Origin of the sequence: Mycobacterium kansasii ATCC 12478 (genome assembly GCF_000157895.3) — a bacterium.
Taxonomy (GTDB): Bacteria; Actinomycetota; Actinomycetes; order Mycobacteriales; family Mycobacteriaceae; genus Mycobacterium; species Mycobacterium kansasii.
The window spans coordinates 2,298,667-2,314,687 of record NC_022663.1 but is presented as its reverse complement, the minus strand read 5'-3'; the positions used below and the strand labels follow the sequence as shown (position 1 = coordinate 2,314,687).

Annotated in this window: 17 protein-coding genes and 1 pseudogene; 11 read left to right on the top strand and 7 right to left on the bottom strand. The window is 66.5% G+C overall.

The window, feature by feature from the left end:
* Window positions 1-11: 11 nt before the first annotated feature.
* Both MKAN_RS29505 and MKAN_RS31865 read right to left on the bottom strand, forming a co-directional pair.
* A pseudogene (locus MKAN_RS29505) lies at window positions 12-1,073 on the bottom strand (hypothetical protein); the annotation flags it as partial.
* Window positions 1,074-1,076: 3 nt separating this feature from the next.
* The gene (locus MKAN_RS31865; RefSeq protein ID WP_023367836.1) at window positions 1,077-1,370 is read right to left on the bottom strand and encodes a hypothetical protein; all 294 of its coding nucleotides are present in this window, start codon (window positions 1,368-1,370) and stop codon (window positions 1,077-1,079) included.
* A 303-nt stretch (window positions 1,371-1,673) separates the two neighbouring features.
* Between MKAN_RS31865 and MKAN_RS28720 the strand changes: the two genes are divergently transcribed.
* On the top strand, window positions 1,674-2,663 hold the full coding sequence (locus tag MKAN_RS28720; RefSeq protein WP_023367833.1) for an RDD family protein: 990 nt from the start codon (window positions 1,674-1,676) through the stop codon (window positions 2,661-2,663).
* A 40-nt stretch (window positions 2,664-2,703) separates the two neighbouring features.
* Here the strand turns inward: MKAN_RS28720 and MKAN_RS09895 are convergent, their stop codons facing one another.
* Both MKAN_RS09895 and MKAN_RS09890 read right to left on the bottom strand, forming a co-directional pair.
* Window positions 2,704-3,024 (bottom strand): DUF4286 family protein, encoded by a 321-nt coding sequence (locus MKAN_RS09895; RefSeq protein WP_023367831.1) that lies wholly within the window; start codon window positions 3,022-3,024, stop codon window positions 2,704-2,706.
* A gap of 16 nt (window positions 3,025-3,040) precedes the next feature.
* On the bottom strand, window positions 3,041-3,322 hold the full coding sequence (locus MKAN_RS09890; protein WP_023367829.1) for a 2Fe-2S iron-sulfur cluster-binding protein: 282 nt from the start codon (window positions 3,320-3,322) through the stop codon (window positions 3,041-3,043).
* Window positions 3,323-3,435: 113 nt separating this feature from the next.
* On the opposite strand from MKAN_RS09890, the gene MKAN_RS09885 reads away from it, so the two are divergent.
* Genes MKAN_RS09885 through MKAN_RS09870 form a run of 4 tightly spaced genes read left to right on the top strand, consistent with a single transcriptional unit; the run spans window position 3,436 to window position 7,575 of the window.
* The gene (locus tag MKAN_RS09885) at window positions 3,436-4,848 is read left to right on the top strand and encodes a class I adenylate-forming enzyme family protein (RefSeq protein ID WP_023367827.1); all 1,413 of its coding nucleotides are present in this window, start codon (window positions 3,436-3,438) and stop codon (window positions 4,846-4,848) included.
* On the top strand, window positions 4,826-5,731 hold the full coding sequence (locus MKAN_RS09880; protein ID WP_023367825.1) for an acyl-CoA dehydrogenase family protein: 906 nt from the start codon (window positions 4,826-4,828) through the stop codon (window positions 5,729-5,731). Before MKAN_RS09885 ends, MKAN_RS09880 begins: the two co-directional genes overlap by 23 nt.
* The gene (locus tag MKAN_RS09875; protein WP_023367821.1) at window positions 5,718-6,806 is read left to right on the top strand and encodes an acyl-CoA dehydrogenase family protein; all 1,089 of its coding nucleotides are present in this window, start codon (window positions 5,718-5,720) and stop codon (window positions 6,804-6,806) included. Before MKAN_RS09880 ends, MKAN_RS09875 begins: the two co-directional genes overlap by 14 nt.
* Before the next feature lies 1 nt (window position 6,807).
* Window positions 6,808-7,575, top strand: coding sequence for an enoyl-CoA hydratase/isomerase family protein (locus MKAN_RS09870; RefSeq protein ID WP_023367818.1), 768 nt, complete (start codon window positions 6,808-6,810; stop codon window positions 7,573-7,575).
* A gap of 49 nt (window positions 7,576-7,624) precedes the next feature.
* On the opposite strand, the gene MKAN_RS09865 is transcribed toward MKAN_RS09870, so the two are convergent.
* Window positions 7,625-8,512, bottom strand: a complete 888-nt coding sequence (locus MKAN_RS09865; RefSeq protein ID WP_023367816.1) for a proline iminopeptidase-family hydrolase — start codon at window positions 8,510-8,512, stop codon at window positions 7,625-7,627.
* A 437-nt stretch (window positions 8,513-8,949) separates the two neighbouring features.
* Here MKAN_RS09865 and MKAN_RS09860 point away from each other — a divergent pair, with 437 nt between their 5' ends.
* Window positions 8,950-9,351, top strand: coding sequence for a DUF732 domain-containing protein (locus tag MKAN_RS09860; RefSeq protein ID WP_023367814.1), 402 nt, complete (start codon window positions 8,950-8,952; stop codon window positions 9,349-9,351).
* 16 nt (window positions 9,352-9,367) lie between these two features.
* Here MKAN_RS09860 and MKAN_RS09855 read toward each other — a convergent pair whose 3' ends face one another.
* Complete coding sequence (locus MKAN_RS09855; protein ID WP_023367811.1) at window positions 9,368-9,634, bottom strand: hypothetical protein; 267 nt, start codon at window positions 9,632-9,634, stop codon at window positions 9,368-9,370.
* A gap of 310 nt (window positions 9,635-9,944) precedes the next feature.
* The gene (locus MKAN_RS09850; RefSeq protein ID WP_023367809.1) at window positions 9,945-10,325 is read right to left on the bottom strand and encodes a hypothetical protein; all 381 of its coding nucleotides are present in this window, start codon (window positions 10,323-10,325) and stop codon (window positions 9,945-9,947) included.
* A 204-nt stretch (window positions 10,326-10,529) separates the two neighbouring features.
* Here MKAN_RS09850 and MKAN_RS09845 point away from each other — a divergent pair, with 204 nt between their 5' ends.
* From MKAN_RS09845 to MKAN_RS09825, 5 genes are all read left to right on the top strand, one after another.
* On the top strand, window positions 10,530-11,681 hold the full coding sequence (locus MKAN_RS09845) for a thiolase family protein (RefSeq protein WP_023367807.1): 1,152 nt from the start codon (window positions 10,530-10,532) through the stop codon (window positions 11,679-11,681).
* 23 nt (window positions 11,682-11,704) lie between these two features.
* Window positions 11,705-12,589 (top strand): methylmalonyl Co-A mutase-associated GTPase MeaB, encoded by an 885-nt coding sequence (gene meaB, locus MKAN_RS09840; protein WP_023367805.1) that lies wholly within the window; start codon window positions 11,705-11,707, stop codon window positions 12,587-12,589.
* Between the two features lie 134 nt (window positions 12,590-12,723).
* A complete protein-coding gene (locus tag MKAN_RS09835) occupies window positions 12,724-13,023 on the top strand; it encodes a PE family protein (protein ID WP_023367803.1) in 300 nt (99 codons plus the stop codon).
* A gap of 17 nt (window positions 13,024-13,040) precedes the next feature.
* A complete protein-coding gene (locus MKAN_RS09830) occupies window positions 13,041-14,177 on the top strand; it encodes a PPE family protein (protein ID WP_023367801.1) in 1,137 nt (378 codons plus the stop codon).
* A gap of 402 nt (window positions 14,178-14,579) precedes the next feature.
* Entirely contained in the window at window positions 14,580-15,842 is a 1,263-nt protein-coding gene (locus MKAN_RS09825; RefSeq protein WP_042313547.1) for an MFS transporter, read from the top strand.
* Window positions 15,843-16,021: the final 179 nt, after the last annotated feature.

Genomic DNA, 16,021 nt, shown 5'->3' with positions numbered 1-16,021 from the left:
CCGGTGAAGAACGGCTTCCAGTGGCCGTTTTCGATGAACTGTGAGTAATAGCTTTTAACTTCAATTAGCGCTCCGTCTGTGAATCCGTCGAATTTCACCCCGTCGACGATGTATCCCTCGGTGATGGGGTGTCCGGTGATCTGCATTTGGTATTGGGCGGCGCGGTCGGACATCGACTCGGTGACCGGTTGCCAAGTGCCTGGGCCATGCGGGACTGGTGTTGGTGAGTGTGGTGGCGGTTGCCATGGCTGTGCCCAGTCCGGGACCAGGCGTGTTCCTTGGGCGGGCACGGTCTCTGTCTTGCCTAGCTGCGCCTCCAAGGCGCCTTTCCGGGCATTGAGCGCATCTGCTTCTCGGTTGTAGGTGGCGACCGCGCTGGCGTCATCGAGCGGGGGTCGCCACGAATTATGGTCGCGGATCTCCCCTTTCAGTTGGTTATAGGCTGCCCGTGCTTGTTCAGGTGTCATCCGCGCCGGATCGTCCGGTGGCTGCGGTTGTTGTGGGCTGTCTTTGAAGGTGTGGTTGTCGACGGCCTGGATGCGAGGTTTGGGGTCGTGAGGTGTTTCCGGGAAGGTGGTGGCCGCGATTCCGGCCGTCGCGGCGGTGATTTTGCCGGCTACGTCGTGTTCGACCCCGAGCAGTTGGGCGACGCGTTGGCGGATGTCGGCGGCGAATGCTTGGGCTTGGGCTTGACGAGCCGCCTGTTCGGCCGCGGAGCGGCTGGTTCGGGTGTCGATGACCGAGAAGTCTTCTCCCACAGCAAAACCCGCGTTATGGGTGTCCTCGATAGCAAAGAGGACCCTGCGTTGGGCGGCCCCGATGGTGCCGGCGCCGTCACGGGCAATCTTGCTCGCTTGGCGCAATTGGTCGGCCTTGGCGCTCACCACCGAGAAGTCCGCGCCGGTTCGCGCCCGCAGCGCATCACCGCCGGCGCCTTCCCAAATCAGGGTGTGGGATTGGTTGCGCATCTGCAAGAACACGTCTTCCCACTGATCGGCGGTCTTGGTCCAGTAGCCGGCCGCCTCGATCAGATGCTGGGTGCTCCAGGTCCGGACTTGGGAAAGGGTGGCCACCGATTACACCAACCTGGCTTGCACGGCTGACATCTCGGCCACAGCCGTCGCTTCGTTGCTGGCATACCCTGCAGCACCGGCCTGCACCGTGCCAGTCGTCGCCTGTGTCCGGGCCAACAACGCCGCGGCGGCAAACTCAACCGCTGCGTAGGCACCGCACACCGCCGCGGTGGTGCGTTGAAACGGTTGCCCTAGTGAAGGCGGTGCTAGGACGGCAAGTTCGACGCTTCGCCGACTCCATTGACCCGCCGTAGCTTCTAGCTGACCGACATCGATCCGCAACCGATCCTGCTCCATCCTCCGGAAGTGTAACGGCGGGCCTGGAGCAACTCACCTTAGGTCGAGCGACACTGCGCCCCCGCCGGTCGCCTGGCCACCCGTGCGCTTTGCCGGTGTCATCGCAAAACGCGACAAAGTACTGGCCACCAACGCCTTACGGAACAGCCGAATGCGCCTTCCCGCCTTCCGGTCAGCAAGGGCGTCGCGCCGGACAGAACTTGCGTGGAACTGGGCCGAAAATCCGAGCCTCCAGCGAATTCGACCAGGGCACGGGCCGTTTCGGGTAGGGTTGCATCCACCCGCCAGTGGAAGGCCCGGCAAATGACTGAACAGCCGCCTATGCCGCCGCCCTCCGGATACCCACCGCGGGCACGCGCGGGATATCCACCGGTCCCGGGTCAACCGATGCATGACTTTCCGATGGCGGCCTACGCATCGTGGATCCGGCGAGTTGGCGCCTATCTCATCGACTACATGCTGGGGTTCGTTATCGGCGTGACGCTCGGGATCGTCGGCGGCGTGACCGCCACCTTGGTCGGTGGCGGCTCACGTTTCCAGGGCATCGTGGCATTGATCGTCAATCTGGCGTTGCTGGCGTACTGGGTCTGGAATTGGGGCTACCGCCAAGGGATTACCGGCTCGACCGTCGGCAAGTCGGTGCTGAGGTTCAAGGTACTCGGCGAACGGACCGGCGCGCCCATTGGCGTCGGATCGTCGATCGCGCGCTACTTCGCCCACTTTCTGGACGCGATCACCTTCGGCATCGGCTACCTGCTGCCGTTGTTCACGGCCAAGCGCCAAACGATCGCCGATATGGTCATGGACACGGTTTGCGTGCTCGACGAACCCCCGCGGGCGCTGCGCAGCCACACTGCCCGACCGGGACTGCGGATGGTGGTTGGCGCCGTGGTGTTGGTGATCGCGGCCGCGCTCACCGTGCTGGCTTGTCTGAACGCCACCAGCCACTGGGTCTGCACGGTCGGCGGCCAGTATCGCCACTGCGGAAACCAGGTGTCGGTCGGCCCGATCTCATATCCCGCCTGGAAAATCTTCGATTCATATGTTCAGGCGACGCTGGTAACTCCGTTGTGGACCGCAGGGATTCTGATCCTGCGGCGGTACTACCGGGCGACATATGCGCTCATCCCGGTGGCCGGCATCGTGGCGATGACGGTGTTCGCGCAAGGTCGCTATGACTGGGGCTGGCAACACAATTGGTTCGCGTTCCTGGCATGCGTTGCTGCGACGACGGCAGCCTGTGCCCTCATCGCGCGAGGCATCACCCGTTCGGTTGCGGCACGTCAAAGTTGAGTACCGGCGGTCACGCGAAAAGCGTTCAGGCCGTAGGTGATCACGCCGTCGGTGGGTACGCGCTCGTCACCTCGAGCAGCCGCATCACCGGTGGGGGATCGAACTGCAGCGCGTCGGACATGTGCAATCGGCCGGCCGAGGCAACCATGTTGTCCAGGATCGCCTGCAGGTCATCGCCTTCGATCTCGTAAAGGGCCACATACGGCCCCGCACCGTTCACCGGCCTCAGGCGCCGCGCCGAGACGAATCCGTCGAGCGCCACCAGTTCGGGTATGTGAACCTCGTCGTACCAGATGTTGTATTCGCGTTCGCGATCGGCTGCGCTGGGGCGAGTCTCGACATAGATGATTCCCTTGGCCATGGCGCCTTCCTGGTGACTACTCGTAACGCACCGTGATCGAGTCCGTGTCGGGTACTCCTTGGCAGGTCAAAATGTAACCCTCGGCCACTTCGTCTTCTTCGAGCGCGTCGTTGACTCGCATGGTTGCGCTGCCCTCGATGAGCCTGGCCATGCACGTTCCGCAGTTGCCGGCCTCGCAATTGAAGGGTGGGTCCAGGCCCGCCCGGCGCGCGCTTTCCAGAAGGGTCTCGCCCGGGACCAGGGGTACCGACACTTTCTTGCGGTCGAGCTGGATCGTCACCATGCCTGGCTCCGTCATCACCGCCCTCTGAGGCTAGCTGCACTTGCGTTCTTCAGTATAGAGAATACTATTCTCCTGAGACGATAGTATCTTCTCAAGACTGTCAGGGTTCCCCCGGGGAAGGACGAGACGTGACCGAGCCGGCCGCGCTCGTGGTCGAGGATCGGCGCTTCAGCCGGCCCGCGCTCGACGCACTGATCCACGGTCTGGCTGCGAGCCTGAGCCACCACGGTGTCCTCGCCGGCGAACGGGTTGCGGTCATGGCTTCCAACCGGCCGGAGTTCGTCGCCGCGTTGCAGGCGATCTGGCGGCTGGGGGCGGCGGCGGTGCTGATCAGCCCGGCCTGGAAACGCGACGAGGTCGACCACGCCCTGGGACTGACCGACCCGGCCCACGCCGTCGGCGACCACCCGGTGCTGGCTGACCTGATGCCGATGCTGCACCTGGACGAGCCGGCCGCGTCCGCGGAGCCGTTGACGCGTTCCCCGCAGCAGCGGGACGACGCGGTGCTGGTGTTCAGCTCGGGCACCACGGGTCTGCCAAAAGCCGTGCGGCACACCCACGCATCGCTGGATGCTGCCGTTCGCCACTGGCGCGAGGCGCTGCGGCTGACCGAGCGCGACCGCATCCAGGTCGCCACGCCGCCGTCGCACATCCTCGGCCTGCTCAACATCCTGACCGCGCTGCGGACCGGCGCGTTGGTGCGCCTGCATCCGCGGTTCGACGTGGATCGGATGCTGCAGACCATCGAAAACGACCGCATCACAATCGAAATGGCGGTTGCGCCCATTGCGCAGGCCATCGCGTCGTGCCCCCGGCTCGAGTCCTATGATCTGTCGTCGCTGCGGTTCATCATGTGGGGCGCCACGCCGGTCACCGCCAGCATCGCCGAGACCGTGACCCGGCGCACCGGCGTCGGATGGGTGCCGGCATACGGCACCACCGAGTTACCCGTCATCGCCTGCAATCCTGTGCAAGGCGCCCGGCTGGACTCGGTGGGCCGGCCGGTTGCCGGTGTGGACGTGCGGATCGTGTCACCGGAAACCGGCCAAGTGCTCGGCCCGGGGCAAGTCGGCGAAATCCAGGCCCGCTCGACATCTCTGACGGCCGGCTATCTGCCGGTCGCGGCTAACGCCGAGGCGTACTGCGCCGGCTGGTATCGGACCGGCGACATCGGTTGGCTTGACGGCGAGGGCTGGCTGCGCATCACCGACCGGCTCAGGGAGATGATCAAAGTGCGGGGATTCCAGGTTGCGCCGGCGGAAGTCGAGGCCGTGCTGCACGGCCATCCGGTGGTCAAAGACTGCGCGGTATTCGGTGTTCCCGACGGCGCCAACGGGGAAGCGGTCGTCGCCGCCGTCGCCACGCACGTACCCGGCAACGCCGGGGTGGCTGCCGAGCTCACCGCACGGGTGGCGGCACGGCTGGCCCCCTACAAACGGCTGAGCCGGGTCGTGTTCGTGCCCGACATTCCCCGCCTGCCCTCGGGCAAGGTGTTGCGCCGAGTGCTCAAGGAGCTTCATGGATGTCCGTCTGACAGCTGAACAACGACAACTGCGTGACGCCGCAGCGAAATTAGCCGACGATCTCGGACCAGGGGCGGTGGCGGATCTGGCTGACGAACACCGAATTGCCCGGCTGGACCGCCAGATTGCCGCGACGGGCTGGCGATCGCTGCGTTCCGACGGGGCTTCGGGGGTCGAAGTCGCCATTGTCACAGAGGAATTCGGCCGCCGATTGGTCGATGTCCCGTTTCTCGGGCCGGTACTGGCCGACGACCTGGCCCGCCACCTGGACACCGAGCGGGGCGACGCGACCATCGCCGTCGACGGCCTGGCGTTCGATACCCGCGGCTATCGGCGGGCCCTGCTGATATCGGGCACCACGGTGCTTGCGGCTGAACTGGACACGGACCACTGCGGTGCGGACCTGACGCGAGTGACAACGGGCATTGCCGGGTCACCGCGGCGTGTCGGCGAGGTAGCCGCCGACACCGCCGGACGATGGCGGGCGCTCGCGCTGGTGGCCACCGCGGCGGACCTGCTCGGTGCTGCCCGCGGCGCGCACGCGCTGGCCGGCGACTACGCGAAAATCCGCGAACAGTACGGAAAGACGATCGGTTCGTATCAGGCCGTCGCGCACCTACTGGCCGAAAGCCTGGCCCTGATCGAAGGTTCCATCAGCATCCTGCGGCACGCCGCATGGGCGGTGGACGAACTCGAACCGGCCGCGGCGCTGCACGCTGCCCGGGTCGCCAAGGTGTACTGCGGGCGTGCCACCCGAACGGTCTGCGAGACCGCGGTGCAGGTACACGGCGGCATCGGCAATACCTGGGATTGCCCGGCGCACGTGTACCTGCGCCGGGCCTTGACGTCGACCGAGCTGTGGCCGGTGAGCCTGAAGGAGGTCGGTCGTGGACTTTCGTGATTCCCCGCAGGAGGCCGCTTTCCGGGAACGACTGCGAACCTGGCTTACCTTGCATGTCAAGGAGTTCTGCGCTACCGGCGACGAATACTGGGCCCGTCAGGCCGACTGGCATCGGGCGCTCTATCGAGCGGGATTCTTCGGGTTGTCGTGGCCGCGCGAATACGGCGGCCAGGAGCTGCCGCCGGTCTACGACGTCATCGTCGACGAAGAGCTGGCGCGCGCCGGCGCACCACCACGCCCCAGCGTGGGCTACCTGGTCTTCGGGATCGGGCGGCACGGCAGCGAGGCACTGCGGCAACGCTTCCTGCCCGGCATCATCGACGGCAGCCAGCGCTGGTGTCAGGGCTTCAGCGAGCCGGGTGCCGGCTCGGATCTGGCGTCGCTGACCACTACCGCCACCCGCGAGGGCGACCATTACGTCCTGCACGGACACAAGATCTGGACCAGCTACTCCGACGTGGCCGACTGGTGTCTGCTGCTAGCCCGCACCGATCGGGAAGCACATCGCCATCGCGGCCTGTCGGCGTTCGTCGTCGAGATGAAACAGCCTGGTGTGCAACAACGTCCGCTGCGCATGATGAACGGCGTCAGCAACGAATTCGGCCAGGTGCTCTTCGACGGCGCAACCGTCCCGACAGACCGCATGGTGGGTGCGCCCGGTGACGGCTGGGCGGTGGCCATGACCGTGGTGGGCCACGAGCGCGAACCGGCCACGCTCGGCTATGCGGCCCGTTACGGCAAGCTGGTGCGAGAATTGTTGGCGCGCAGTGAGAATCCGCCATCCGAGGAGCTCGCCTGGGCGGCGGTCCAGGCGGAGATGCTGACCCACCACGTGCGCCGCCGGCTGTCCGAACAGCTCGACGGGGTCTCGCACGGACCCGAAGGATCGCTGGACAAGCTGCTGATGACGTGGGTGGAGCAATCCGTCGGACACGCCGCATTGGCCGTCGGCGGAACCCGCGACCCGGACCTGCTCAGCGCCTACCTGTACAGCCGCGCGCAAAGCGTGATGGGCGGCACCTCGCAGATACAGAAGAACATCATCGCTTCGCGAATCCTGGGATTAGGGGTTTGAAATGTACGACATGCCAGCAGAAATCGACGTTCGTGCCGACGGGGCGTTGCGCATCATCACCCTGAACCGCCCCGATGCCCTCAACGCCGTCAACGACAATCTGCATGTCGGGCTGGCGCAGCTGTGGCCGCGATTGAGCGACGATCGCACTGCCCGCGCTGCGGTGCTCACCGGCGCCGGCCGGGCGTTCTCGGCAGGCGGCGATTTCACGTATCTGGCCGAGTTGGCCCACGACGCCGATCTGCGCGCCAAGACCATTGCGCACGGGCGCGACATCGTGCTGGGTATGGCACGCTGCCGAGTGCCGGTGGTGGCAGCGGTCAACGGCCCGGCCGTCGGGCTGGGCTGCAGCCTGGTCGCCTTGAGTGACATCGTCTACATCGCCGAAGACGCCTACCTTGCCGACCCGCATGTGCAGGTGGGACTGGTGGCCGCAGATGGTGGTCCGCTGACCTGGCCGTTGCACATCAGCCTGATGCTGGCCAAGGAATACGCGTTGACCGGCACCCGAATTCCCGCTCAGCGAGCCGTCGAACTCGGGCTGGCCAACCACGTGGTGGCCGACCCCGTCGCCGAGGCGGTGGCCTGCGCCCAGCGGATCATGGAGTTGCCCCAGCAGGCCGTCGAAAGTACCAAGCGGGTACTCAACATCCATCTCGAACGAGCCGTGTTGGCCAGCTTGGACTATGCCCTTTCGGCCGAACACCAATCCTTCACCACCGAGGACTTCCGCTCGATCATCACCAAACTGACCGCCGGCAAGAACTGACGAGCGTAACGCCACGGCGAAACATCGGTCTCTGATTTTGCCCGTCGCGTTACGCTCGCGCGGGGCCGCCCCGGTCGTGGTGACCCAGGAAGTCCCGCAGCAGCGCGTCGAACCGGTCCGGTTCTTCGATGAAGGGCAGGTGGGCACTTCGCTCGAAGAACTCGAAACGTGAGCCGGCAATACGGCGGTGCATGTCGCGCATGTGTTCCGGCGAACATTCGTCATACCTGCCGGCGATCAGCAGCGTTGGCAGCGTGATCTCAGCCAACCGTTCGACGATGTCCCAGGTCCGGATGGTGCCGACAATGTGAAAGTCGCTGGGGCCGAACATCATTTCGAAAATCTCGGTGCCCATGTTGCGGAATGCTTCGTAGAGTTCGCCGGGCCAGGGTCGGGTGCGGCACAGATACGTCTCGTTCCAGGTGGTGATCGCTGCCTGGTATTCGGCGGAATGCGTGGTGCCGGCGGCTTCGTGGCGGTCGATGGCGGCTTGGGTCGCCGGGTCCAACCTCGACTTCAGTTCGATCACGTGGTCGGCGAACCGTGGTATGGACGCGGTGCTGTTCGAGATGATCAGGCTGACGGCACCGGATGGCACGTCAAGGACATACTGCTGGGCGAGCATCCCGCCCCACGAGTTGCCGAAGATGTGAAAGGCGTTGAGGCCCAGCGCTCTTATCACGGCATCCATTTCGGTTACCGAGCGTTGCATCGTCCAAAGATCCGGATTCGACGGACATTCGGAGTTCCCGCAGCCGAGCTGATCCCAGAAGATGACTTCGCGTTCGTTTGCCAGACGTTCCAGCGAGGTCAAGTAGTAATGCGGCAGACCCGGGCCGCCGTGCACCACGAGCAGCGGAAGGCCTGGCCCGCCGCCGACCCGCTTGAACCACACGTTTCCGCCCGGGACCGCGATTGTCGCCTCTGGTCGAGTCATGCCACCAGCCAACCACCGACCCCGACGAAGGCTGTGCTGCGCCGGCCCGCCGCCCGCTGGCGTAGGCCGAGTCCAGCTTGCCCCGGCCGTGGTTTTCGACCTGGCAGCCTGTGGCCGATCCGTGGAGCCGCAATCCAATAGTCACGCCATATCTGACCATTTTGGCCAATCACCGCACTATGCAGGGAATCACGTGAGTAATGGCGGTCGAATCTGTCAATACCTCGACGCATCATTCCGGACCACCGGGGCTACCGGAGCAGCTCAATGCGGTGGCGTAGTGCGGGTACGATCTCAGCAAGCAAGGCTAGAGGCCCAAAGACCCTAGTGACCGATCTTGCTCAAGCGGAAGGTCGATTCGGCTGTACAAGTCGAGTCCGAGAGAAGGACCCGGGAATGGGAGTTTGCTCGTTGAGCAACGGTATGGGGGTGCACCTGTGAAGGCCTTCACCAAGATTCTGCTTGCGGTGTTTGTAGCCCTACCGTCATTTCTCTCGGTGTCGTCGGTGATGCCCCCGCTGGCACGGGCCGAGGGCACTGCGTGCGAAAGCCGTGGTTTCGACTTAGCAACGTGCGATCAGTTCTTCCTCGAGGACCTGAGGGATCGCGGCGTCCCTTTTACGGACCCTGCGGCGGCGATCAGGGTCGGTCACGGCACCGCTGACTACCTGGCCCAGCACCCCACGATGAAGGGGATCACAGCCATAGCCAACAGGCTCATCAGGGACAATTCGAATGTGAATTTCACCGTTCAGAATGCGGTCAACTTCATCAAAGTCTCGGTGCATTACTACGGACCACCGGGGTTGGAGCAGCAGCTCGACGCGGCGGCATCGTGAGCCTTGAGGCGGCAGATTACTGCTGGCCTCGGTCCGCATGAAGGTCAGAGAAATCGCTCGGACCAGCGAAACCATTCTTGATTGCCGCAGTCAGCTGTTGCGGGTTCGCAGTCGGTGCGTTGCCGAGGCTGTCGGACGGGCAAGTCGTGTCGTCGGCACAGTTGAGCGCGAAGGAGCCGATGCCATCGGTGGGGTCCGCGGCGGGGTCGGCCATTGCGGGCGCTGCCGCCCCGACGGCGGCGCCGAGGACGATGGCCGCGCTGACCAGTACTTTCGTCAACATAGGTTTTCTCCTAAATCGGTTGCTTCGCATCGTACGCTCTGCCGGTCCTGGATGGCCGGTCCTGGATGGCCGGTCGCAGCTGTGCCAACACAACGCGCTGTGGGGCGGATAGGTTCCTGTCGGCCAGTTTCCTGGCGCCAGCTATTCGGCTCGATAACGTCCAGAGCCCAGGCTCACCGCCAATCCGCTTGAACATCTCCGACCGTGGCCGCGATTGTTGTTGCCGGCTGAGTCAAGTCCGCAGCCGTTGCCGGTGTGCTTTTTCGAGTCATTTCGGGTACCCGTTTGGTTCGGCGCGGTCGGGCGACGATCACCCAAAGGTCGCTGGGCCCCCCAGCGACGATCCGAACGCCATTGCCAGCCCCGCGAGATAGGTCACGATGACAATCGCAAGACCCAGAGCGGGCCAGGTCCACCTCGCAGTGGCCCTACGGTGCGCCACGATGAGCCCGGCGATGGCGACGACGACGCCGACCAGGATCCCGGCGAGGGTTACTACACCGCCCGTGGCCAAGAGGTCCGGGTTGCAGGTCCCTTCGGGCGAGATCTTGTACGAGCAGCGCGCCGCATTGTTGAAGGCGTAGGTGCCAAAGTAGGAGCCGATCGCCACCAGCGGTACCAGGACCGTCAGGATCGGCGTCAACACGATGTCGGCGGTGCTCGGCCGGCGGACTTCATCAATAGGGGACATTGCTTGCTCCTCTTTGGCGTTGGGCGGTGGGTGTTGCCGGCGTTGCGCGGCCCGGAATCGGTTCCATAGTGAACCAGCCAAAGTGAACTAGCGATTGCCACCGGCGGCGAGGCCTACCCAGGTCGCGGCGGCCCACCTCCTTGCAACTCATACTCTCGGAATGAGAGAATAGTGTTCTCGCCAACCTGTGGATGGAGAAGACCTGTGCCAGAAGCCGTCATCGTGTCCGCCCTGCGTACGCCCATCGGCACTGCGCGCAAAGGAACCCTGCGCGACACCAGCGCATTCGACCTGGCCCATCACGTGGTCAGCGAAGCCGCAGCCGGTCTCGACCCGGCACTGGTCGACGACGTGATCCTGGGCGAGGGTCTCTACGGCGGCGGCGTGATCGCCCGCCACGCGGCCATCACGGCCGGCCTGAGCCACGTGCCCGGCCTGGCGAACAATCGGCACTGTGCGGCTGGGCAGGCGGCCGTGCAGAGCGCCGCGGCCGGTGTGCGCGCGGGAATGGACCAGCTGGTCATCGCCGGCGGAGTGAACTCGGCGTCAACGTCGCCGCGGTCTCGGATGCAGGTCGACGGCGAATGGGTCGACTGGTTCCCGCCGACCCACCCAGACCGGCCCGACGCGCCCAACCTGGACATGTCCATCACGGTGGGGTGGAACGCCGCGGTCAAAGCGGGCATCAGCCGCGAGGAGATGGATGCGTGGGCACTGCGGTCACACCGCAACGCGATCGCTGCGATCGACGAAGGCCGGTTCAAGGAAGAGATTGTGCCGATCGAGACCCCGCACGGGTTGTTCGCGGTCGACGAACATCCGCGGCGCGACACGACCATGGAGAAGCTGGCTGCGCTCAAGCCGTTGCATCCCGAAATAGCGGGCTTCTCGATCACCGCGGGTAATGCCTGCGGCGCCAACGACGGTGCCGCCGTGCTGACCATCGCGAGCGACCGGCTGAGTGACCGGCTGGGACTTCCCGCGCTGGCCCGCATCGTGTCCTGGGCCTCCGTCGGTGTGGACCCGGCGGCCACCGGCTTGGCGCCCGTCGAGGTGATCCCGAAAGCCCTTGCCCGCGCTGGACTTTCGATCTCCGACGTGGACCTGTTCGAAATCAACGAAGCGTTCGCGTCGATGTGTGTGGCCACCGTGAAAATGCTCGACCTCAACCCGGACCGCGTCAACGTCAGCGGCAGCGGCTGCTCGCTGGGCCATCCCGTGGCGGCGACCGGTGCCAGAATGCTGACGACGCTGGTGCACGAACTGCGCCGCCGCGGCGGTGGTATCGGCGTCGCGGCGATGTGTGCCGGCGGCGGCATGGGCTCGGCAACGGTCATCGAGGTTGCGGCGGCATAACGATCCGTAGCGAGCCGTTACGCATGGACATCGCCGATCTGATTGCCCGGGCGCGCAACGGATCTCCCCGCGCGACAGGTCGGCTGCTGAGCCTCGTCGAGGGAGAACGTCGCGACGAGGTACTAGCCGCCATCGACCCTGCGCCGGTGTCGGAGATCCGCGTCGTCGGCATCACCGGGCCGCCGGGCGCCGGAAAATCGACGACGATCGCGGCCCTGGTCGGCGCCTACCGGGAGCGCGGCCGCCGGGTGGGGGTATTGGCCGTGGACCCGTCGTCGCCGTTCAGCGGGGGTGCCCTGCTCGGCGATCGGATCCGGATGACCGCACACATCGACGACTCCGACGTACTGATCCGCTCGGTGGCCAGTCGCGGGCACCTCGGCGGTCTGGCCGCCGCCGTTCCCGCCGCCATCCGGCTGCTGCAAGCCATCTGTTATGACGAGGTCCTGTTGGAAACCGTCGGGGTGGGCCAGTCGGAGATCGAGATCGCCGCCATCGCCGACCCGACCGTCGTCATCCTCAACCCCGGCACAGGTGATGCCGTGCAGGCCGCCAAAGCGGGTCTGCTCGAGGTCGCCGACATCGTGGTGGTCAACAAGGCCGACCGAGACGGCGCCGAGCAGACGGTGCGGGATCTGCGGGCCGAAACCGATGTTCCCATCGTCAAACTCGCGGCCGCGCGCGGTGACGGCGTTGCGGAGCTGGTGGCCGCGATCGACGCACATCACCGCCGCGACAGCCGCCACCGCCGGCTGGCCCGCGCCCGCGCGCTGATCCTGTCCTTGGCACACACCCGGCTGCGGGCCCATGCGGACCTCGATCGGCTCGCCGAGTCGGTGGTCGACGGCGGCGACGATCCGTATACGGCTGCCGAGCGGTTGCTGTCCCCGCACCCGCGACAGGACTGAACCCCGACCGAAGCGCGGCGCCTCGCGCCGGGCGGAGGACACCAACTCCGTCGATCGGAGGACAGCATGATTCCGCCAGCAAAGTGCCCGCTCGCCCGACAGACATCGGAGGGGAGCCACGGCACTGTTGTGTCATGTCTTTCGTGACCAGTGAACCCGAGGCGCTGATCTCGGCAGCAGGGAACCTGCAGTCGATCGGTAGCGCCATGAACGCGAGTAATGCGGCCGCGATAGCTCCCATCACCGGCGTGGTACCGGCTGCCGCAGACGAGGTGTCGGCCTTGACCGCAGCTCACTTCGCTGCCCACGGCACTCTCTATCAAGCGGTCAGCGCACAGGCCGCGGCGATCCACGAACTCTTTGTGACCACCCTCGGAGCCAGCGGCGGTTCCTATGCGGCGACCGAGGCGGCCAACGCGATCGCAGCCCGCTAAGGACGGATTCCGCAGCGATGGTGTACGGGGCGCTGCCGCCCGAGATCAATTCCGGACGCATGTACGCCGGGCCGGGGGCAGGATCGATGCTGGCCGCCGCCGGCGCGTGGGATGGACTGGCCGTCGAGCTGAACTCCATGGCAATCGCCGTCGAGTCGGTGGTCATCGGACTGATCAGCGGGCCCTGGCTCGGCGCCTCCGTGACCATGATGGCCGCTGCCACCACACCGTATGTGACCTGGCTGAAAGCCACCGCTGCTCAAGCTGAGCTGGCCGCCGGCCAAGCCAAAGCGGCGGCCGCGGCTTACGAGTGCGCCCACGCGATGACGGTTCATCCGGCCCTCGTGGCAGCCAACCGTGCACAGCTGGCGGTCCTGATCGCCGCTAACCTGCTCGGCCAAAACTCTCCGGCGATCGCGGCCACCGAGGCCCAGTACGGCGAGATGTGGGCTCAGGACGCGGCCGCGATGTACGGCTACGTCGCCGCGTCGTCCGCCGCAACCAGCTTGACCCCGTTCACCCCGCCCCCGCCGACGGCCAACCCGGCGGGGCTGGTCAGCCAGGCCGCGGCAGTTGACCAAGCCGCCGGCAACTCGGCGGCCAGCAACGTCGCCACGGTGCTGTCCGAGCTGATGTCGGTGTCGACCGCCAGCGGCACGTCGATACTCCCGGATTGGATGCAAGACCTGCAGACGATGATGAGCATTTTCGGTACGCCGTTCTTCGTCTGCACCTCGTCCGCAGGCCTGATGATGTCGGCGATGTCGGCCTTCAAGGGCCTGTTCCCGGCGGCGGCCGCGGTCGGCGCCCAGGTCGCGGCGGCGGCGGAGGCTGCTGCCGCGGGAGCCCTGGGTTCGGCGGGCATGGCAGGCCTGACCGGCGCGGTGTCGGCCGGCATGGGTGGAGCGGCGACGGTCGGCGGCTTGTCGGTGCCAGCGGCGTGGGCCGCCTCCGCACCAACCCTGAGTCATGCCGCGGTCGCGGCGTTGCCGGGCGCCGTCTCCAGCGGCGCTTCCTCGCTCGGCTCCGGCGCGGCCCCCGGTCTGCTCGGCGGGTTGCCGCTGGCTAGCGCATCCGAACGGGCAGCCGCGGCCGGCAACGCCGCGCAGGACGGCATCGAGCCGCTTCGGGTGCTGCCGCAGCTGATCGGATAGCGACTCCGACAGCGACTCCGGCAGCGACTCGGGTAATGACGAGCCCCAGGCGGGTCCGGGCAGCGCGGCCGTATCCGTCCGTATCCGGGCGGACATGTCCTCCGATCGGTGGACCCAGATCGCGGCGGTTTTTCGGCCGATCGGCGGAGTTATCGCAACGTGATCATCTCTACCGTTCAATTGGTGACGAAAACCGCGGCCATCGCCGGCAGCGAACCGGTGCTGACCTCTGGCTCGGACGTCGATCTCCCTACTGCTTTGCTGCGGCTGCGAACGCTGGCCGCCAGTCATCCGGGCCGGTATGCCGGCGGGCACTGGGCCTGGTTCAGGGCGGCGAGGGCCACGCACTCCGGCGCGGCCAAGGTACTCGGCGCCCGTGCCGGCCTCGACCTGCGTCGCCGGATGTCGGATTCGCACACGTCATCCCACTCGTCCTGCCGGCAGGGGCTGCCGGGCGTCATATGGCTGCTGCTGGGCGGCAACCTGGTGGTGCGCGCGGCGGGGTTCGCCTATCCGTTCATGGCGTTTCACGTGGCCGGGCGAGGACACACCGCCGGCGCTGTCGGCGCGGTCCTGGCCGCCTTCGGGGTCGGCTGGGCAGTGGGTCAACTGGCATGTGGCTGGCTGGTGGACCGCACCGGCTCGCGCGCGACGCTGGCGTCCACCATGCTGGTGGCGGCCACGGTGCTGGTGCTGATGGCCCAGGCCCGCAGTGTGCCGGCATTGCTGATCGGCGCTCTGGTCACCGGTGTGGTCTACGACGCGCCGCGCCCGGTGCTGGGCGCCGCGATCGCCGAGCTGGTGCCCGATCCCGCGCGGCGGGCGAAGATCGACGCCTGGCGCTTCGGCTGGATCGTCAGCATCGGCCGCGCGATCACCGGCGGTGTGGGCGGTCTGCTCGCCGGCTGGTCGGGCGTTCCCGTGCTGTTCTGGATCAACGCCGTTGCGTGCGCGCTGCTGGCGCTGCTGGCGGCCTGCTGCATCCCGGCCAGGGAGCATCGCCGGTCCCAGGCGGCCACCGAGCCGGTTGCGCAGACTGCTGAAATCGGTTACCGCGGAGCGTTTTCGGATGCACGGCTGGTCCTGCTGCTCGGGTCCAGCCTCGCGACACTGACGGCGGTCCGTGGTCTTTATGCCGCGGTACCCATGCTGATGGCCGACAGCGGTTTGGGCGCAGGCGAATTCGGCTGGGCGCAACTGGCCAATGCCGTTGCCGGGATTGGCCTCACCCCGGTGATGACACCGTGGCTGGGCCGTAAAGCGGCGGCCCGCTTTCGTCCGAGGCTCGACATTCTCGCCGCCGCCGGCGTGTGGACGGCGGTGAGCATGTCGGGCGCCGCGCTCGCACACACCACCCTCGGCTTCACCGTCGCCACGGCGGTCTGCACCCCGGGCGAGATCGCCTGGTTCGTGATCGCCGCCGGCATCGTGCATAGGATCGCTCCGCCCGCCAACGGCGGCCGTTACCACGGCATCTGGTCCATGACCCTGGCTATCGCTTCAGTGGTAGCCCCAATCATCGCCTCCTACAGCCTGGTTCATGGCGGTCATCGTCTGGTGGCGATCGTCACCGTGACGGTCGGGCTGACCGGCGCCGCGCTGTGTCTGCCGCTGGCCCGCGCGCTGCGCCGGTCCGCTTCAGTGCCGGCCCTGAGGTCGCCCTGAGGCGGCGCTACTTTGCCGCACACGGCACGTCACAGGCGTCGAGCAGCCGGGTCACCAAGCCGCGCCGAGGTGACGTCATGGGTGCAAGCGTTCATCACCGCTCGACCCGTGCCGTGTCCCCTGGTCGGAGGAACGGGCGTTCATCAAGCGAGGGGGCCGATCGGCGGTACCCCGCGCGG

Coding starts and splice junctions, on each gene's coding strand:
- MKAN_RS31865 (WP_023367836.1), bottom strand. CDS start 1,370: ATGGAGCAGGATCGGTTGCGGATCGATGTCGGTCAGCTAGAAGCTACG.
- MKAN_RS28720 (WP_023367833.1), top strand. CDS start 1,674: ATGACTGAACAGCCGCCTATGCCGCCGCCCTCCGGATACCCACCGCGG.
- MKAN_RS09895 (WP_023367831.1), bottom strand. CDS start 3,024: ATGGCCAAGGGAATCATCTATGTCGAGACTCGCCCCAGCGCAGCCGAT.
- MKAN_RS09890 (WP_023367829.1), bottom strand. CDS start 3,322: ATGACGGAGCCAGGCATGGTGACGATCCAGCTCGACCGCAAGAAAGTG.
- MKAN_RS09880 (WP_023367825.1), top strand. CDS start 4,826: ATGGATGTCCGTCTGACAGCTGAACAACGACAACTGCGTGACGCCGCA.
- MKAN_RS09870 (WP_023367818.1), top strand. CDS start 6,808: ATGTACGACATGCCAGCAGAAATCGACGTTCGTGCCGACGGGGCGTTG.
- MKAN_RS09865 (WP_023367816.1), bottom strand. CDS start 8,512: ATGACTCGACCAGAGGCGACAATCGCGGTCCCGGGCGGAAACGTGTGG.
- MKAN_RS09855 (WP_023367811.1), bottom strand. CDS start 9,634: ATGTTGACGAAAGTACTGGTCAGCGCGGCCATCGTCCTCGGCGCCGCC.
- MKAN_RS09850 (WP_023367809.1), bottom strand. CDS start 10,325: ATGTCCCCTATTGATGAAGTCCGCCGGCCGAGCACCGCCGACATCGTG.
- meaB (WP_023367805.1), top strand. CDS start 11,705: ATGGACATCGCCGATCTGATTGCCCGGGCGCGCAACGGATCTCCCCGC.
- MKAN_RS09835 (WP_023367803.1), top strand. CDS start 12,724: ATGTCTTTCGTGACCAGTGAACCCGAGGCGCTGATCTCGGCAGCAGGG.
- MKAN_RS09830 (WP_023367801.1), top strand. CDS start 13,041: ATGGTGTACGGGGCGCTGCCGCCCGAGATCAATTCCGGACGCATGTAC.
- MKAN_RS09825 (WP_042313547.1), top strand. CDS start 14,580: ATGTCGGATTCGCACACGTCATCCCACTCGTCCTGCCGGCAGGGGCTG.